A 15,760-nucleotide genomic window follows, 5' to 3' on the forward strand; every position below is an offset into this window, starting at 1 on the left:
GTTGAAATACGGGTGTTCCCTAAGCATTTCCCAAAGAATACGGCGGGCCGCGAGCCCGCTTTTTGCTTTCCGCTTTTTACCTACAGTTAGCGCCGAAAAGGCTGTATCCCATGGACGAAACCCTCACCAAGCTGGCGTTGGATTACCACGCCTATCCCACCCCCGGCAAAATCTCGGTCACCCCGACCAAGCCCCTCGCCAACCAGGACGACCTGTCGCTGGCGTACTCGCCCGGCGTGGCCGCCGCCTGCATGGCCATCTTCGACCAGGGCGACGACGCCGCGTCCAAGTACACCTCGCGCGGCAACCTGGTGGGCGTGATCACCAACGGCACGGCCGTGCTGGGCCTGGGCAACATCGGCCCGCTGGCCGCCAAGCCGGTCATGGAAGGCAAGGGCTGCCTGTTCAAGAAGTTCGCCGGCATCGACGTGTTCGACATCGAGCTGGCCGAGAACGACCCCGACAAGCTGGTCGACATCATCGCCGCGCTCGAGCCCACGCTCGGCGGCGTCAACCTCGAGGACATCAAGGCGCCCGAGTGCTTCTACATCGAGAAGAAGCTGCGCGAACGCATGAAGATCCCCGTCTTCCACGACGACCAGCACGGCACCGCCATCATCTCGTCGGCCGCCATCCTGAACGGCCTGAAGGTCGTGGGCAAGGACATCGGCACGGTCAAGCTGGCCTGCTCGGGCGCCGGCGCCGCCGCCATCGCCTGCCTGGACCTGCTGGTGCACCTGGGCGTCAAGCGCGAGAACATCTACGTGGTGGATTCGCGCGGCGTGATCTGGGAAGGCCGCGATGAAAACATGGAAGCCAACAAGAAGCGCTACGCGCAGAAGACCGACGCGCGCACGCTGGCCGACGTGGTCAACGGCGCCGACGTGTTCCTGGGCTGCTCGACCGCCGGCGTGCTGACCGCCGACATGGTCAAGACCATGGCCGATCGTCCGCTGATCCTGGCGCTGGCCAACCCGGAACCGGAAATCCGCCCGGAAGTCGCCAAGGCCGCCCGCCCGGACTGCATCATCGCCACCGGCCGTTCGGACTACCCGAACCAGGTCAACAACGTGCTGTGCTTCCCCTTCATCTTCCGCGGCGCCATGGATGCCGGCGCCTCGCGCATCACCGAGGAAATGAAGCTGGCGTGCGTCAAGGCCATCGCCGAGCTGGCCCAGGCCGAGCAGAACGATGAAGTGGCCCGCGCCTACGCCGGCCAGGAACTGTCGTTCGGCCCCGACTACATCATCCCCAAGCCGTTCGACCCGCGCCTGATCGTGCAGATCGCCCCGGCCGTGGCCCAGGCTGCCGCCGACTCCGGCGTGGCGGCCCGTCCGATCGAGGACATCGAGGCCTACCGCCAGAAGCTGATGGGCTTCGTCTACCACTCGGGCCAGCTGATGCGCCCGCTGTTCGCCCAGGCCAAGAAGGCGCCCAAGCGCGTCATCTACGCCGACGGCGAAGACGAGCGCGTGCTGCGCGCGGTGCAGACCGTGGCCGATGAAAAGCTGGCGTTCCCGATCCTGATCGGCCGCCCGTCGGTGATCGAGATGCGCATCAAGAAGTTCGGCCTGCGCCTGATCGCCGGCCAGCACTTCGAGATCGTCGATCCCGAGGACGACAGCCGCTTCAACGAAACCTGGAGCGCGTACTACCAGCTCAAGGGCCGCGAAGGCGTGACCCCGGCCATCGCCAAGGCGATGATCCGCAAGCACAACACGCTGATCGGCGCGATGCTGCTGCGCCGCGGCGATGCCGACGCGCTGCTGTGCGGCGTGGCCAGCAAGTACGACAACCAGCTCAAGTACATCGACGAAATCATCGGCAAGAAGGAAGGCCAGACCTACGCCGCCCTGAACGTGCTGATGCTGCCCGACCAGACGCTGTTCGTCACCGACACCCACGTCAACGAGAACCCGTCGGCCGAGGAAGTCGCCAACATCACCATCCAGGCCGCCGACGAGATGCTGCGTTTCGGCGTGGTGCCCAAGATCGCCCTGCTGTCGCATTCGAACTTCGGCAGCCGCGTCACGGAGTCGTCGCGCAAGATGGCCGCCGCGCGCCAGCTGGTGCAGGACCGCGCGCCCGACCTGGAAGTGGACGGCGAAATGCACGCCGACGCCGCCCTGTCGGAAAAGATCCGCGTGCTGGCCTACCCGGACAGCACCTTGAAGGGCCGCGCCAACCTGCTGGTCATGCCGACGCTGGACACCGGCAACATCACGTACAACATGCTGAAGATGACGGGCAGCAATGGCGTCGCGATGGGTCCGATCCTGCTGGGCGCCGCGCGCCCGGTGCACATCCTGACGACCAGCGCCACCGTGCGCCGCATCGTCAACATGACCGCGCTGGCCGTGGTCGATGCGCAGCAGGAAGCCGCCGAAGCCGCCAAGAAGCGCCGTTGATCGCATTGCGCTGATCGGCACGCAAGGGACGCCCCGCGGGGCGTCCTTTTTTTCTGTCCTGCTTGATGCCACGATAGTGCGCGGCGACGGGCCAATGGTAAAAACGGAGCAGAGACTCCCCTCGCCCCTTCCCTACCGGAGCCCGACCCTATGCTGCTCGACGCCTTCCTGGCCTGGTTTCATTTCCTGGCCATCTTCGTGCTGGTGGTGGTGCTGACCGCCGAAGCGGTGCTGCTGCGCCCCGACCTGACGCCAGCCACGCTCAAGCGCCTGGTGATCTACGACCGGCTGTACCTGCTCAGCGCGATCCTGGTGCTGGCCACCGGCGTGCTGCGCCTGATGCTGGGCATCAAGGGCGCCGCCTTCTACATGGGCAACCCCTGGTTCCACGCCAAGATCACGCTGTTCGTCATCATCGGCCTCTGTTCGATCCCGCCCACACTGGCCTTCCTGCGCTGGGCCAAACAGGCGCGCCAGCAGCCCGCCTTCGTGCCCGACGCCGCGCAGATCAAGCGCGCCCGCCGCTGGGTGATGATCGAATCGCACCTGTTCATCTTCCTGCCGCTGTTCGCCGTGTTGATGGCGCGCGGCATCGGCGCGTAAGGCGCGCACCACCAGCGAGGCACACGGTCCGCGCGCCTCAGGGACAGCGCGCGCGGGTCGGCTGCGGCATGTCGTCACCGACCGTGATGGTGGCGAAGTGAAACACCCCCACCGTGTCGTTCTTGACCACGTCCACGACCTCGCCCGCCAGCGTCTGCATCACCGACATGCCCTCGGGCACGTCGGCCAGGCCCTCGCGCCTGGCGACCTGGCCATTCCACGGACTCAACACCAGCACGCCCGGATAGGGCTCGCGTTCGTCGCCGCGGCCGCGCCGCACCGTCTTGACCTGCGTACCCGCGGCGTAGCTCACGCCGCCCAGGCGCGTCGGGCAGGCCAGCTCCGCATCGCTCACGCGCAGCAGCCGCCGCTCGCCATCCAGATAGAGGCGCGGCTCGCTCAACGGCAGCCCGAACACCTTGACCGCGACCGGGTCCTTAACCTCGATGCGCCATTGATCCGCATCGCGCGAGCCATCGGTGTAGACGGTGCCGGTCGAACCATAGACGATGGACCCGGGCGCGAGATCCAGTTCCTCGACCCGGTTGCCGGACCCCAGCACGCACTTGTTCAACGCCACCATCGCGCCATCTTTCGCCACGTCGAATTCAATGTCCTGGGTAGCGTCGCACTGCCAGCCCAACACCGCCTGGCTGCCCGCGCCGCGCAGCAGGACGCTACGCGGATGACGCCCGCGCAGCGCGTAGGTCTCGCTGTCGTATTCGGTGTCCAGGTAGCGCTGCGCGCGCGAGGCCTGCACGCCGTACATGGCCACGGGCTGCGCAAATTCGGCTTCGACGTAGGTTTCCAGCTGGCCCTCGTCCTGCAGCTTCAGGCGCGTGCCGGCGGGCATGACAATGCCCGCCACCGTCGTCGGCGCCTGCAGCGTGACGTTGCGGGCAGCCTCGCGGCGGTCGCTTTCACGCTCGATCTGCCAGATCGCGGTCTGCACCCAGCCATAGAAGGCAAACGGCACCGCCAGCACCACGAACACCAGGCTGGAAGTCTTCCAGTACCTGCGGACGGCGCGCCGCGCCCCCTTGCTGGCAATCAGCACCAGCGCCCAGCCAAGCAGCACCAGGCCGGCGAGGAATCCCAGGGAAAGGAAGATGTAGAAGCCCGCGGAGGGCAGCGCTATCGGAATCATGGCCAGGATGATAAACGCCAAAGCGCCACGCCGCGAATGCCCGATCGCCAGGCAACAAAAAACCGCCCGAAGGCGGTTTCTTGTTCACGCGGGAAAGCGTATCAACGCTTGTCCATCGGGGGCACGTCGCGCGTGACCGAACCGGTGAACAGCTGGCGCGGACGGCCGATCTTGTAATCGGGATCCGACAGCATTTCGTTCCACTGGGCGATCCAGCCCACCGTGCGGGCCAGCGCGAAGATGGCCGTGAACAGCGAGGTCGGGATGCCGATGGCGCGCTGGACGATACCCGAGTAGAAGTCCACGTTCGGGTACAGCTTGCGCTGCACGAAGTACGGATCCGACAGGGCGATGCGTTCCAGTTCCATGGCCAGCTTGAACAGCGGGTCGTTTTCCAGGCCCAGGGCCGAGAGCACTTCCTTGCACGTTTCCTGCATCAGCTTGGCGCGCGGGTCGTAGTTCTTGTAGACGCGGTGGCCAAAGCCCATCAGGCGCACGCCCGAGTTCTTGTCCTTGACCTTCTCCATGAACTCGCCGACCTTGGCGATGCCGCCGTTGGCTTGCAGCTCTTCGAGCATCTGCAGGCAAGCTTCGTTGGCGCCGCCGTGAGCCGGGCCCCACAGGCAAGCCACGCCGGCCGAGATAGCGGCGAACGGGTTGGTGCCCGACGAACCGCACAGGCGGACCGTGGAGGTCGAGGCGTTCTGCTCGTGGTCGGCGTGCAGGATGAAGATGCGGTCGAGCGCGCGCTCGACGACTTCGTTGACCTTGTACTCTTCGCACGGCGTGGCGAACATCATGCGCAGGAAGTTGCCCGTGTAGGACAGGTCGTTCTGCGGGTAGATGAACGGTTGGCCTTGCGAGTACTTGTACGCCATCGCGACCAGCGTCGGCATCTTGGCGATCAGGCGGATGGCCGAGATGTGACGATGCTGCGGGTTCGTGATGTCGGTCGAGTCGTGGTAGAACGCCGACAGCGCGCCCACCAGGCCCGTCAGGACGGCCATCGGGTGGGCGTCGCGACGGAAGCCGCGCAGGAAGAAGTGCAGCTGTTCGTTGACCATCGTGTGATGGGTCACTTGCGAATCGAAGTCGGCCTTCTGTTCCTGGTTCGGCAGTTCGCCGTTCAGGATCAGGTAGCAGATGTCCATGAAATCGCAATTGACGGCCAGCTGTTCGATCGGGTAGCCGCGGTACAGCAGCTCGCCCTTGTCGCCGTCGATGTAGGTGATGCCCGATTCGCAAGCCGCGGTCGACATGAAACCGGGGTCGAACGTGAACATGCCCGTCTGGCCGTACAGCTTGCGGATGTCGATCACATCCGGACCGACCGTGCCCTTGTAGACAGGGAACTCAATGGGTGCGCTGCCGTCCGAGAAGGACAGAGTGGCTTTTTTGTCAGACAGGTTCATGTTTTTTCCTCTCAATTAATCAGAGCGACCGCATCTGGCCGATGATGCCGCGGAGCCGGGGCGTGTCCAGTGCGCCCTCGAGCTCCTTGCGGGCCAGCAGCAGGTCGAGAAGATCGTTGTCTCCCAACTCGAAGAGCTGCGTCAATGCCGTCACGTCATCGTCGGTAAGCTCGGCCTCGTGGGCGTCGAGATACCGGGTGATGATCAAGTCGTTTTCGAGCAGACCCCGGCGCGCCCGCCAACGCAGACGCGCCCGTTCCAGTTCAGTAAGCCTGCTCATCATTACACCTTAAATACACCAAACTACTAGACCGTGCGACGGACCATCAGTTCCTTGATCTTGCCAATGGCCTTGGTCGGGTTCAGTCCCTTGGGACAGACGTCGACGCAGTTCATGATGGTGTGGCAACGGAACAGGCGGTACGGGTCTTCCAGGTTGTCCAGACGGCTGCCGGTGGCTTCGTCGCGGCTGTCGGCGATGAAGCGGTAGGCTTGCAGCAGGCCGGCCGGGCCGACGAACTTGTCCGGATTCCACCAGAACGACGGGCAGGAAGTGGAACAGCACGCGCACAGGATGCACTCGTACAGGCCATCCAGCTCTTCGCGCGCCTCGGGCGACTGCAGGCGCTCTTTCTCGGGCGGCGGCGTGTCGTTGATGAGGTACGGGCGGATCGAGTGGTACTGGTTGAAGAAGTGCGTCATGTCCACGATCAGGTCGCGGATCACGGGCAGGCCCGGCAGCGGGCGCAGCACGATCGGTTCTTTCAGCTCGCGCAGGTTGGTCGTGCAGGCCAGGCCGTTCTTGCCGTTGATGTTCATGGCGTCCGAACCGCACACGCCTTCACGGCACGAGCGGCGCAGGGCCAGACTGTCGTCGACGTCGTTCTTGATGCGCACCAGCGCATCAAGCAGCATCTTGTCGGTGGGCTGGAGTTCGACTTCCAGCTTCTGCATGTAGGGGCGCTCGTCCTTGTCCGGATCGTAGCGGTAGATTTCGAACTTGACGATTCTCTTGGTGCTCATAGTAGGCTCTATCCGGACTTAGAAGGTACGCGCCTTGGGCGGGAAGGACTCGACCGTCAGCGGCTTCATCTGCACGGGCTTGTAATCCAGGCGGCTGCCTTCGGAGTACCACAGCGTGTGCTTGAGCCAGTTCTCGTCGTCACGGGTCGGGTGGTCGTCCAGCGCGTGGGCGCCGCGGCTTTCGGTGCGGTTGGCGGCCGACTTGATGGTGGCGCGGGCCACTTCGGTCATGTTGGCCAGTTCCAGCGCCTCGACGCGCGCGGTGTTGAACACCTTGGACTTGTCCTTGAAGTAGATGTTGTCGGCTTGCTTGGCCAGGTCTTCGATCTGGGTCACGCCTTCGTTCAGCAGATCCAGCGTGCGGAACACGCCGCAGTGGCGCTGCATCGAGAAGCGGATCGCGTTGCCGATGTCCTGGGTCTTCTCGCCCGAGGTGCGCGATTCCAGCTTGTTGATGCGATCCATCGAGAATTCGACGGCCTGCTGCGGCACGGGCTGGTGCGCGTGCTGGCGTTCCGGATGCGAATTGACGATGTGGTTGCCGGTGGCGCGGCCGAAGACGATCAGGTCCAGCAGCGAGTTGGTGCCCAGGCGGTTGGCGCCGTGCACCGACACCGCGGCGCATTCGCCGATCGCGTACAGGCCGTTGACGATCTTGTTCTCGCCGTTTTCGCGCGTCAGCACCTGGCCGTGGTAGTTGGCCGGGATGCCGCCCATCTGGTAGTGGATGGTCGGGACGACGGGGATCGGTTCCTTGATCGGGTCGACGTTGCCGAACTTGATGGCGATTTCGCGGATCGAGGGCAGGCGCTTGTTGATGACGTCGGCGCCGAGGTGATCGAGCTTGAGCACCACGTAGCTGCCGTCCGGACCGCAGCCGCGGCCTTCCTTGATTTCCTGGTCCATCGAGCGCGACACGAAGTCACGCGGGGCCAGGTCCTTCAGCGTGGGCGCATAGCGCTCCATGAAGCGTTCGCCATCCTTGTTCAGCAGGATGCCGCCTTCGCCGCGCACGCCTTCGGTGATCAGCACGCCGGCGCCGGCCACGCCGGTCGGGTGGAATTGCCAGAATTCCATGTCCTGCAGCGGGATGCCCGCGCGGGCGGCCATGCCCAGGCCGTCACCGGTGTTGATGAAGGCGTTGGTGGAAGCGGCCCAGATGCGGCCGGCGCCGCCGGTGGCCAGCACCGTGGTCTTGGCTTCCAGGATGTAGATCTCGCCGGTTTCCATTTCGAGCGCGGTCACGCCCACGACGTCGCCGGCTTCGTTGCGCAGCAGGTCCAGCGCCATCCATTCGACGAAGAACTGGGTGCGGGCGGCAACGTTGCGCTGGTACAGGGTGTGCAGCAGCGCGTGGCCGGTACGGTCGGCAGCGGCACAGGCGCGCTGGACCGGCTTTTCACCGAAGTTGGCGGTGTGGCCGCCGAACGGACGCTGGTAGATGGTGCCGTCGGGGTTGCGGTCGAACGGCATGCCGAAGTGCTCGAGTTCGTACACGGCATTGGGAGCTTCGCGGCACATGAACTCGATGGCGTCCTGGTCGCCCAGCCAGTCCGAACCCTTGACGGTGTCGTACATGTGCCAGTACCAGTTGTCTTCGCTCATGTTGCCCAGCGAGGCGCTCACGCCGCCTTGCGCGGCCACGGTGTGCGAGCGCGTGGGGAACACTTTGGACAGCACCGCAACGGACAGGCCCGCTTGGGACAGTTGCAGCGAACAACGCATGCCGGCTCCGCCGGCGCCAACGACCACCACATCAAACTGGCGGCGCGGCAAGGATTTCATGACAGAGACCACGGCTTAGATGCTCCAGAGGATTTGCGCGAAGTAAACGACCGAACCGATCAACCAGAGGATCGTCAGCACTTGCAGCAGCAGGCGCAGGCCCACCGGCTTGACGTAGTCCATCCAGATGTCGCGCACGCCAATCCAGGCATGCCAGGCCAACGCAACGAATGCGAGGGTCGCCAGGATCTGGCCGACCGGAAGAACGCCCACGTAGAACGTGAACAGCGCGTGCCACGATTCATACGTGAAGGCAGGCATCAACAGGATGCCGATGAGCAGCACCAGCGTATACACGGCCATGATGACGGCGGTGATGCGCTGGATGATGAAATCCATGACGCCATAGTGGGCGCCGACGACCAGGCGCTTGGGTCCGTAGTTTTTAGCGGCGGCCATTTACAGCACTCCGAACAGTTTGAGGGCGAACACCAGGGTCAGCGCCAGGCTGACACCGAAAACCACGCCGGCGCTTTTCTTGGCCGACAGCTTGTCGATGCCCAGGTGCAGGTCCAGCAACAGGTAGCGGATGCCCGCACAGAAGTGGTGCAGGTAGCCCCAGATCAGGACCAGGAGGACGAGCTTGACGATCGGATTGCCGGCATACGCGGCCACGGCCGCGAAGGTCTGCGGCGAGGCCACGCTGGCCGCGAACAGCGGCAGAATGACCAAGGGCAGACAGAGGAACAGCAATATGCCGCTGATGCGGTGCAGGATGGACAGCTTGCCGGCCAGGGGCAGGCGATAGGAGAACGCAACTTGGGCAAGCCCAATATTGCGAAACTGCGGACGTGGCTTGGCAGCGGTGTCGGACATGACGGCCTCGGTGTTTCGGAACTAGGGAATCGTGACGGCGGCAATGCCGTGGCCCTTGCGGGCAAACACGGTATTTTCGCCCAGAGATCGGGTTGGTATCAAATCGTAGGTAAAAAGCTCATCAATTCAGACTATTGCGGTAGTGGTATCGATCGGTCAAGTACAAGCCCCGCCGGATTTCCATGGGGCGGTCACCGTACGTGTACGACACACGATCCACCTGCAACAACGGCGTGCCGGCGGCAACATTAAGCAGCGTACAGACTTCGGCTGGCGCGGCCACCGCGCGCAGCTTTTCGTCCGCGCGCACCATGCTGACGCCGAACTCGGATTCAAACAGGCCATAGAGCGGCGCCTTGTTCGCGCTCAACAGCTCGAAGGTGAGGCCGCGGAAGATGGACCCCGGCAGCCAGATGTCGTCCAGGACGGTGGGTGTCTGCCCCATGGACAGCAGGCGGCGGATCATGACGACGGTTTCGCCGGCGCGCAGGTCGAGCGCGCGCGCGATCTCGGCGGGCGCGCGCAGGCGCCGGCATTCGAGGATGCGGCTTTCGGCGCGGCCGGCCTCGCCCTCTTCGTCGGGGGCCAGGCGCAGGAAGCGGTAGCGCACGCGGGCTTCATGGTGGGTGGCGACGAAGGTGCCCTTGCCCTGGCGGCGCAGCAGCAAGTGTTCGGCGGCCAGCTCATCGACCGCCTTGCGCACCGTGCCCTGGCTCACCTGGAAACGGGCGGCCAGATCGATTTCGCTGGGGATGAGTTCGCCGGGCTTCCATTCGCCGCGGTCCAGGCTCTGGACGAGCAGGTCCTTGATCTGGCGGTACAACGGACTGAAAGCGGCCCCCTCGCCCGTTGGACGGGCGGCGCGAGTGCGTAGGGGAGTTTCGGGCCGGGGGTCTGCCATGGATCGTCTTGGAAGTGTCATGTTCATCCGGAGAATGGAAAGGCAGCGCAAACGATGCGGTTTCCATTCGCATGCGCTGCTGCGGTGCCGGTGTTCTGGCCTGATACAGGCGCGCAGCCGGCGGTGCTGCGGCGCATTCGAACAAACGCTCTATTGTGGCATATCGGGGGCAACGCTGTCCAACGTCTTATGTCTTATATAAGATATAAGATCAATTGACGCACCCGTAAATTAGTTCTAGGATTTCCGTCTGTCCGGCAACCTGGCCGCCCCTCGCGCGCAGGCCGTTTGCGCCGCTCAACGGATTACACTGATTGGCGAGATTTCTTTCTCGCCACACCATTACGGAGAACGTCCATGTCTAAGCCTGCCTTGCGTGTCGCCGTCACCGGCGCCGCCGGCCAAATCGGTTACGCACTGCTGTTCCGCATCGCCTCCGGCGAAATGCTGGGCAAAGATCAGCCCGTCATTCTGCAACTGCTTGAAATCCCCGACGAAAAAGCGCAAAAGGCCCTGAAGGGCGTCATCATGGAACTGGATGACTGCGCCTTCCCGCTGCTGCAGGAAGTCACCGCCCACAGCGATCCGCGCACGGCGTTCAAGGACGCGGACGTGGCCCTGCTGGTCGGCGCCCGCCCGCGCGGCCCCGGCATGGAACGCAAGGACCTGCTGTCGGTCAACGCCCAGATCTTCACGGCCCAGGGCAAGGCCCTGAACGACGTCGCCAGCCGCAACGTCAAGGTCCTGGTGGTCGGCAATCCGGCCAACACCAACGCCTACATCGCCATGAAGTCGGCGCCGGACCTGCCCGCCAAGAACTTCACCGCCATGCTGCGCCTGGACCACAACCGCGCCCTGTCGCAACTGGCCGCCAAGTCGGGCAAGGCCGTGGCCGACATCGAGAAGCTGGTCGTGTGGGGCAACCACTCGCCCACCATGTACCCCGACTACCGCTTCGCCACCGTCGGCGGCGAATCGCTGTCCAAGCTGATCAACGACGACGCCTGGAACCGCGACACCTTCATCCCCACCGTGGGCAAGCGCGGCGCCGCCATCATCGAGGCCCGCGGCCTGTCGTCGGCCGCCTCGGCCGCCAACGCCGCCATCGACCACGTGCGTGACTGGGTCCTGGGCAGCAACGGCAAGTGGGTCACCATGGGCATTCCGTCGGATGGCTCCTACGGCATCCCCGAAGGCATCATCTACGGCGTGCCGGTCACGACCGAAAACGGCGAATACAAGCGCGTCGAAGGCCTGGAAATCGACGCCTTCTCGCGCGAGCGCCTGGACTTCACGCTGAAAGAGCTGCTGGAAGAGCGCGACGGCGTCAAGGACCTGCTGAAGTAAGCAGTCCGCAAGCAGAATTGGGCCCGTTGACGCGGGCCCAATTCGCAAGCGCGGCGCATTCGCGCAATGCGCCGCGCGGCACGTACACCTGTCTCTTTGCCGCCGCGCAAGGAATTGTCGCGAAGGGGACAGATTTACGCGCCGCGACCGCGGTAAGGTCATGGCAAGGCGCCGGATCCCGATCCGGCCCGCCGCGGACCCGCAAGACCTGACATCCCAGCCGGGGCAACGTCACGACACCCGGCCCCTATAACGGAGACCACCCATGTCCAGACCCGAATCCGCCGGCGCCCTGTTCCGCCGCGCGCTCGCCGAAGAAAACCCGTTGCAGATCATTGGCGCCATCAACGCCAACCACGCCCTGCTGGCCAAGCGCGCCGGCTACCGCGCCATCTACCTGTCGGGCGGCGGCGTTGCCGCGGGTTCGCTGGGCCTGCCCGACCTGGGCATCAACACCATGGACGACGTGCTGACGGACGTGCGCCGCATCACCGACGTCTGCGACGTGCCGCTGCTGGTCGACATCGACACCGGCTTCGGCCCGTCGGCGTTCAACATCGCCCGCACCGTCAAGAGCCTGATCAAGTTCGGCGCCGCCGCCTGCCACATCGAGGACCAGGTCGGCGCCAAGCGCTGCGGCCACCGTCCGGGCAAGGAAATCGTCAGCACCGAGGAAATGGCCGATCGCGTCAAGGCCGCGGCCGACGCCCGCACCGACAGCGACTTCTACCTGATCGCGCGCACCGACGCCATTGCCTCGCACGGCGTGGACGCCGCCATCGAGCGCGCCCTGGCCTGCGTCGAAGCCGGCGCCGACGCCATCTTCGCCGAAGCCGCCTACGACCTGCCCACTTACGACCGCTTCGTCAAGGCGGTCAAGGTGCCGGTGCTGGCCAACATCACCGAATTCGGCAAGACGCCGCTGTTCTCGGTGGAAGAACTCAAGAGCGTGGGCGTGGGCATGGTGCTCTACCCGCTGTCGGCCTTCCGCGCCATGAACAAGGCCGCCGAGGCCGTCTACACCGCCATCCGCCGCGACGGTCACCAGAAGAACGTGGTCGACCTGATGCAGACGCGCGAAGAACTGTACGACCGCATCGGCTACCACGAATTCGAATCGCGCCTGGACGCCCTGTTCCAGAAGGGCAAGGCCTGAGCGCGCCACCGCATCCGGCGCCGCGGCGATCCCGCGGCGCCCCAGCTTCCCCCATTGCATCGACCACCGCGAAAGGAAAGGAGTAGAGACATGAGCACGGCTCCCAAGAAGCAGGCTGCCAAAACGGATACCACCCCGGCCGCCAAGCCGGAAGAAAAGGCCGGCTTCAAGCCCAAGAAATCGGTCGCGCTGTCCGGCGTGGTCGCCGGCAACACCGCGCTGTGTACCGTCGGCCGCAGCGGCAACGACCTGCACTACCGCGGCTACGACATCCTGGACATCGCCCACACCAGCGAGTTCGAGGAAATCGCCCACCTGCTGGTGCACGGCAAGCTGCCCAACAAGGCCGAACTGAAGGCCTACAAGGAAAAGCTGCGTTCGCTGCGCGGGCTGCCGGTGCAGCTGCAGGACGCGCTCGAGGCGCTGCCCGCCGCCAGCCACCCGATGGACGTGATGCGCACGGCCGTCTCGGTGCTGGGCTGCGTGCTGCCCGAAAAGGACGACCACAACTTGCCCGGCGCGCGCGACATCGCCGACCGCCTGATGGCCAACCTGGGTTCGGCCCTGCTGTACTGGTACCACTACAGCCACAACGGCCGCGTGATCGACGTGCAGACCGACGATGACAGCATCGGCGGCCACTTCCTGCACCTGCTGCATGGCGAGAAGCCGAGCGACGAATGGGTCAAGGCGATGCACATCTCGCTGAACCTGTACGCCGAGCATGAATTCAACGCCTCCACCTTCACCGCCCGCGTCATCGCCGGCACCGGCTCGGACATGTACTCGGCCATCACCGGCGCCATCGGCGCGCTGCGCGGCCCCAAGCACGGCGGCGCCAACGAGGTCGCCTTCGACGTGCAGAAGCGCTACGAGACGCCGGACGAAGCCGAGGCCGACATCCGCCGCCGCGTCGAGGCCAAGGAAGTCATCATCGGCTTCGGCCACCCGGTCTACACCGTGTCCGACCCGCGCAACAAGGTCATCAAGGAAGTGGCCAAGAAGCTGTCCAAGAAGGCCGGCAGCACCAAGATGTTCGACATCGCCGAACGCCTCGAGACGGTCATGTGGGACATCAAGAAGATGTTCCCCAACCTGGACTGGTTCTCGGCCGTCAGCTACCACATGATGGGCGTGCCCACCGCCATGTTCACCCCGCTGTTCGTGATCGCGCGCACCGCGGGCTGGTCGGCCCACATCATCGAGCAGCGCATCGACAACAAGATCATCCGCCCGACCGCCAACTACGTCGGTCCGGAAGATCAGAAGTTCGTGCCGATCGACAAGCGCAAGTAAGACGACGACATGGGCCTGCCGACGCCATACCCCGCGCCGCGCGGGCCCAGTGCCGCCTGTAAACACTCAGGAGAGGTACCAAATGTCTGCCCCGATCTCCAACGTCCGTCCCGAGCCCGACCAGGTCCTGGTCGATATCGCCGACTACGTACTGAACTATGAAATCCAGAGCGGCCTGGCCTACGAGACCGCTCGCAACTGCCTGATCGACACCCTCGGCTGCGGCCTGGAAGCGCTGGAATATCCGGCGTGCCGCAAGCTGCTGGGCCCCGTCGTCCCCGGCACCGTCGTCCCGCACGGCGCCAAGGTGCCCGGCACCCAATTCCAGCTGGACCCCGTGCAGGCCGCGTTCAACATCGGCGCGATGATCCGCTGGCTCGATTTCAACGACACCTGGCTGGCCGCCGAATGGGGCCACCCGTCCGACAACCTGGGCGGCATCCTGGCCACCGCCGACTGGCTGTCGCGCACCGCCGTCGCCGCCGGCAAGCCGCCCCTGACGATGCGCGCCGTGCTGACCGGCATGATCAAGGCGCACGAGATCCAGGGCTGCATCGCGCTCGAGAATTCCTTCAACAAGGTCGGCCTGGACCACGTGGTGCTGGTCAAGGTCGCGTCCACCGCCGTGGTGGCGCAGATGCTGGGGCTGAGCCGCGACGAAGTCATCAACGCCGTCTCGCTGGCCTGGGTCGACGGCCAGAGCCTGCGCACCTACCGCCACGCCCCCAACACCGGCAGCCGCAAGAGCTGGGCCGCCGGCGACGCCACCAGCCGCGCCGTGCGCCTGGCGCTGATCGCCCGCACCGGCGAGATGGGCTACCCCTCGGTGCTGTCCGCCAAGACCTGGGGCTTCTACGACGTGCTGTTCAAGGGCCAGCCGTTCAGGTTCCAGCGCCCCTACGGCAGCTACGTCATGGAAAACGTGCTGTTCAAGATTTCGTTCCCGGCCGAGTTCCACTCGCAGACGGCGGTCGAATGCGCCATGCAGCTCCATGACCGCCTCAAGTCCCTGGGCAAGTCCACCGACGACATCGCGAGCATCACCATCCGCACCCACGAGGCGTGCATCCGCATCATCGACAAGAAGGGCCCGCTGAACAACCCCGCCGACCGCGATCACTGCATCCAGTACATGGTCGCCGTCCCGCTCCTGTTCGGCCGCCTCACTGCCGCCGACTACGAGGACGACGTCGCCGCCGACCCGCGCATCGACGCCCTGCGCGACAAGATCACCTGCGTCGAGGACCCGGCCTACACCCGCGACTACCACGACCCCGACAAGCGCTCCATCGCCAACGCCCTCACCGTCAGCTTCACCGACGGCACCCAACTCGACGAGGTCGTCTGCGAATACCCCATCGGCCACAAGCGCCGCCGCGCCGACGGCATCCCCCTGCTCGAAGCCAAGTTCCGCACCAACCTCGCCCGCATCTTCCCCGCCCGCCAACAGGCCCGCATCCTGGAAGCTTCGCTGGATCAGAAAAAGCTGGAAGCGATGCCGGTCCACGAGTACGTCGACCTGTATGTGATCTGAGGCGACAAGCAAGCACCTCCCCACCAGCGCGCAGCGAACACCCTCCCGACGCAAACCACCGCGTAAGTCAAAATCGGCCGCCCGCGCGGCCGGTTTTGACGGGCCCCGCAAACCTCCCCAGAACCCCACCGGTCTGGCAGCGCCTCATTTCTCGAAACCCGCAGCCCGTCGCGGCGGCGGTTTGGGGGGCGGGCAACCTCGATGCGCCCGACGGAAACCGAAGGCAGCCGCCGAACGGCGGCCACGAGGTTGAGGCAGGGGCAGTCCGGAACGAACGCTCCGGACCGCAATCGTGGGCGCCCGCCCCCCAAACCGCCGCCGCGACGGGCGAC

14 protein-coding genes are annotated in these 15,760 nt (G+C 65.1%); 6 read left to right on the forward strand and 8 right to left on the reverse strand.

Annotated features, from left to right (window positions below):
- The first annotated feature begins 110 nt into the window (after positions 1 to 110).
- Both DK459_RS13970 and DK459_RS13975 read left to right on the forward strand, forming a co-directional pair.
- Positions 111 to 2,408, forward strand: a complete 2,298-nt coding sequence (locus DK459_RS13970; RefSeq protein WP_006389370.1) for an NADP-dependent malic enzyme — start codon at positions 111 to 113, stop codon at positions 2,406 to 2,408.
- A gap of 150 nt (positions 2,409 to 2,558) precedes the next feature.
- Positions 2,559 to 3,011: a DUF2214 family protein gene (locus DK459_RS13975; RefSeq protein ID WP_006389369.1), complete on the forward strand. Its 453-nt coding sequence runs from the start codon at positions 2,559 to 2,561 to the stop codon at positions 3,009 to 3,011.
- Between the two features lie 37 nt (positions 3,012 to 3,048).
- On the opposite strand, the gene DK459_RS13980 is transcribed toward DK459_RS13975, so the two are convergent.
- From DK459_RS13980 to DK459_RS14015, 8 genes are all read right to left on the reverse strand, one after another.
- Positions 3,049 to 4,179 (reverse strand): hypothetical protein, encoded by a 1,131-nt coding sequence (locus DK459_RS13980; protein WP_233256802.1) that lies wholly within the window; start codon positions 4,177 to 4,179, stop codon positions 3,049 to 3,051.
- 80 nt (positions 4,180 to 4,259) lie between these two features.
- Complete coding sequence (locus tag DK459_RS13985) at positions 4,260 to 5,570, reverse strand: citrate synthase (protein ID WP_006389367.1); 1,311 nt, start codon at positions 5,568 to 5,570, stop codon at positions 4,260 to 4,262.
- A 19-nt stretch (positions 5,571 to 5,589) separates the two neighbouring features.
- The gene (locus DK459_RS13990) at positions 5,590 to 5,850 is read right to left on the reverse strand and encodes a succinate dehydrogenase assembly factor 2 (protein ID WP_026384752.1); all 261 of its coding nucleotides are present in this window, start codon (positions 5,848 to 5,850) and stop codon (positions 5,590 to 5,592) included.
- A 26-nt stretch (positions 5,851 to 5,876) separates the two neighbouring features.
- Positions 5,877 to 6,593, reverse strand: a complete 717-nt coding sequence (locus tag DK459_RS13995) for a succinate dehydrogenase iron-sulfur subunit (protein WP_024068140.1) — start codon at positions 6,591 to 6,593, stop codon at positions 5,877 to 5,879.
- An 18-nt stretch (positions 6,594 to 6,611) separates the two neighbouring features.
- The gene (sdhA, locus tag DK459_RS14000) at positions 6,612 to 8,390 is read right to left on the reverse strand and encodes a succinate dehydrogenase flavoprotein subunit (protein ID WP_006389364.1); all 1,779 of its coding nucleotides are present in this window, start codon (positions 8,388 to 8,390) and stop codon (positions 6,612 to 6,614) included.
- Positions 8,391 to 8,393: 3 nt separating this feature from the next.
- Positions 8,394 to 8,777 (reverse strand): succinate dehydrogenase, hydrophobic membrane anchor protein, encoded by a 384-nt coding sequence (gene sdhD, locus DK459_RS14005; protein ID WP_006389363.1) that lies wholly within the window; start codon positions 8,775 to 8,777, stop codon positions 8,394 to 8,396.
- Positions 8,778 to 9,194: a succinate dehydrogenase, cytochrome b556 subunit gene (gene sdhC, locus DK459_RS14010; protein WP_006389362.1), complete on the reverse strand. Its 417-nt coding sequence runs from the start codon at positions 9,192 to 9,194 to the stop codon at positions 8,778 to 8,780. It abuts the gene before it with no gap.
- 121 nt (positions 9,195 to 9,315) lie between these two features.
- Positions 9,316 to 10,095 carry a GntR family transcriptional regulator gene (locus DK459_RS14015; RefSeq protein ID WP_026384753.1) on the reverse strand — a complete coding sequence of 260 codons (780 nt, stop codon included), beginning with the start codon at positions 10,093 to 10,095 and terminating at the stop codon, positions 9,316 to 9,318.
- 357 nt (positions 10,096 to 10,452) lie between these two features.
- Between DK459_RS14015 and DK459_RS14020 the strand changes: the two genes are divergently transcribed.
- The 4 genes from DK459_RS14020 (at position 10,453) to DK459_RS14035 (ending at position 15,428) form a co-directional block, all read left to right on the forward strand.
- A complete protein-coding gene (locus tag DK459_RS14020; RefSeq protein ID WP_006389360.1) occupies positions 10,453 to 11,442 on the forward strand; it encodes a malate dehydrogenase in 990 nt (329 codons plus the stop codon).
- Between the two features lie 265 nt (positions 11,443 to 11,707).
- A complete protein-coding gene (gene prpB, locus DK459_RS14025; protein ID WP_006389359.1) occupies positions 11,708 to 12,598 on the forward strand; it encodes a methylisocitrate lyase in 891 nt (296 codons plus the stop codon).
- 90 nt (positions 12,599 to 12,688) lie between these two features.
- Complete coding sequence (gene prpC / locus DK459_RS14030; RefSeq protein WP_006389358.1) at positions 12,689 to 13,894, forward strand: 2-methylcitrate synthase; 1,206 nt, start codon at positions 12,689 to 12,691, stop codon at positions 13,892 to 13,894.
- A gap of 82 nt (positions 13,895 to 13,976) precedes the next feature.
- Positions 13,977 to 15,428 carry a bifunctional 2-methylcitrate dehydratase/aconitate hydratase gene (locus DK459_RS14035; protein WP_006389357.1) on the forward strand — a complete coding sequence of 484 codons (1,452 nt, stop codon included), beginning with the start codon at positions 13,977 to 13,979 and terminating at the stop codon, positions 15,426 to 15,428.
- The last annotated feature ends 332 nt before the right edge of the window (positions 15,429 to 15,760 follow it).

This window comes from Achromobacter sp. RW408, assembly GCF_003184165.1.
GTDB classification, from domain to species: Bacteria; Pseudomonadota; Gammaproteobacteria; order Burkholderiales; family Burkholderiaceae_B; genus Achromobacter; species Achromobacter xylosoxidans.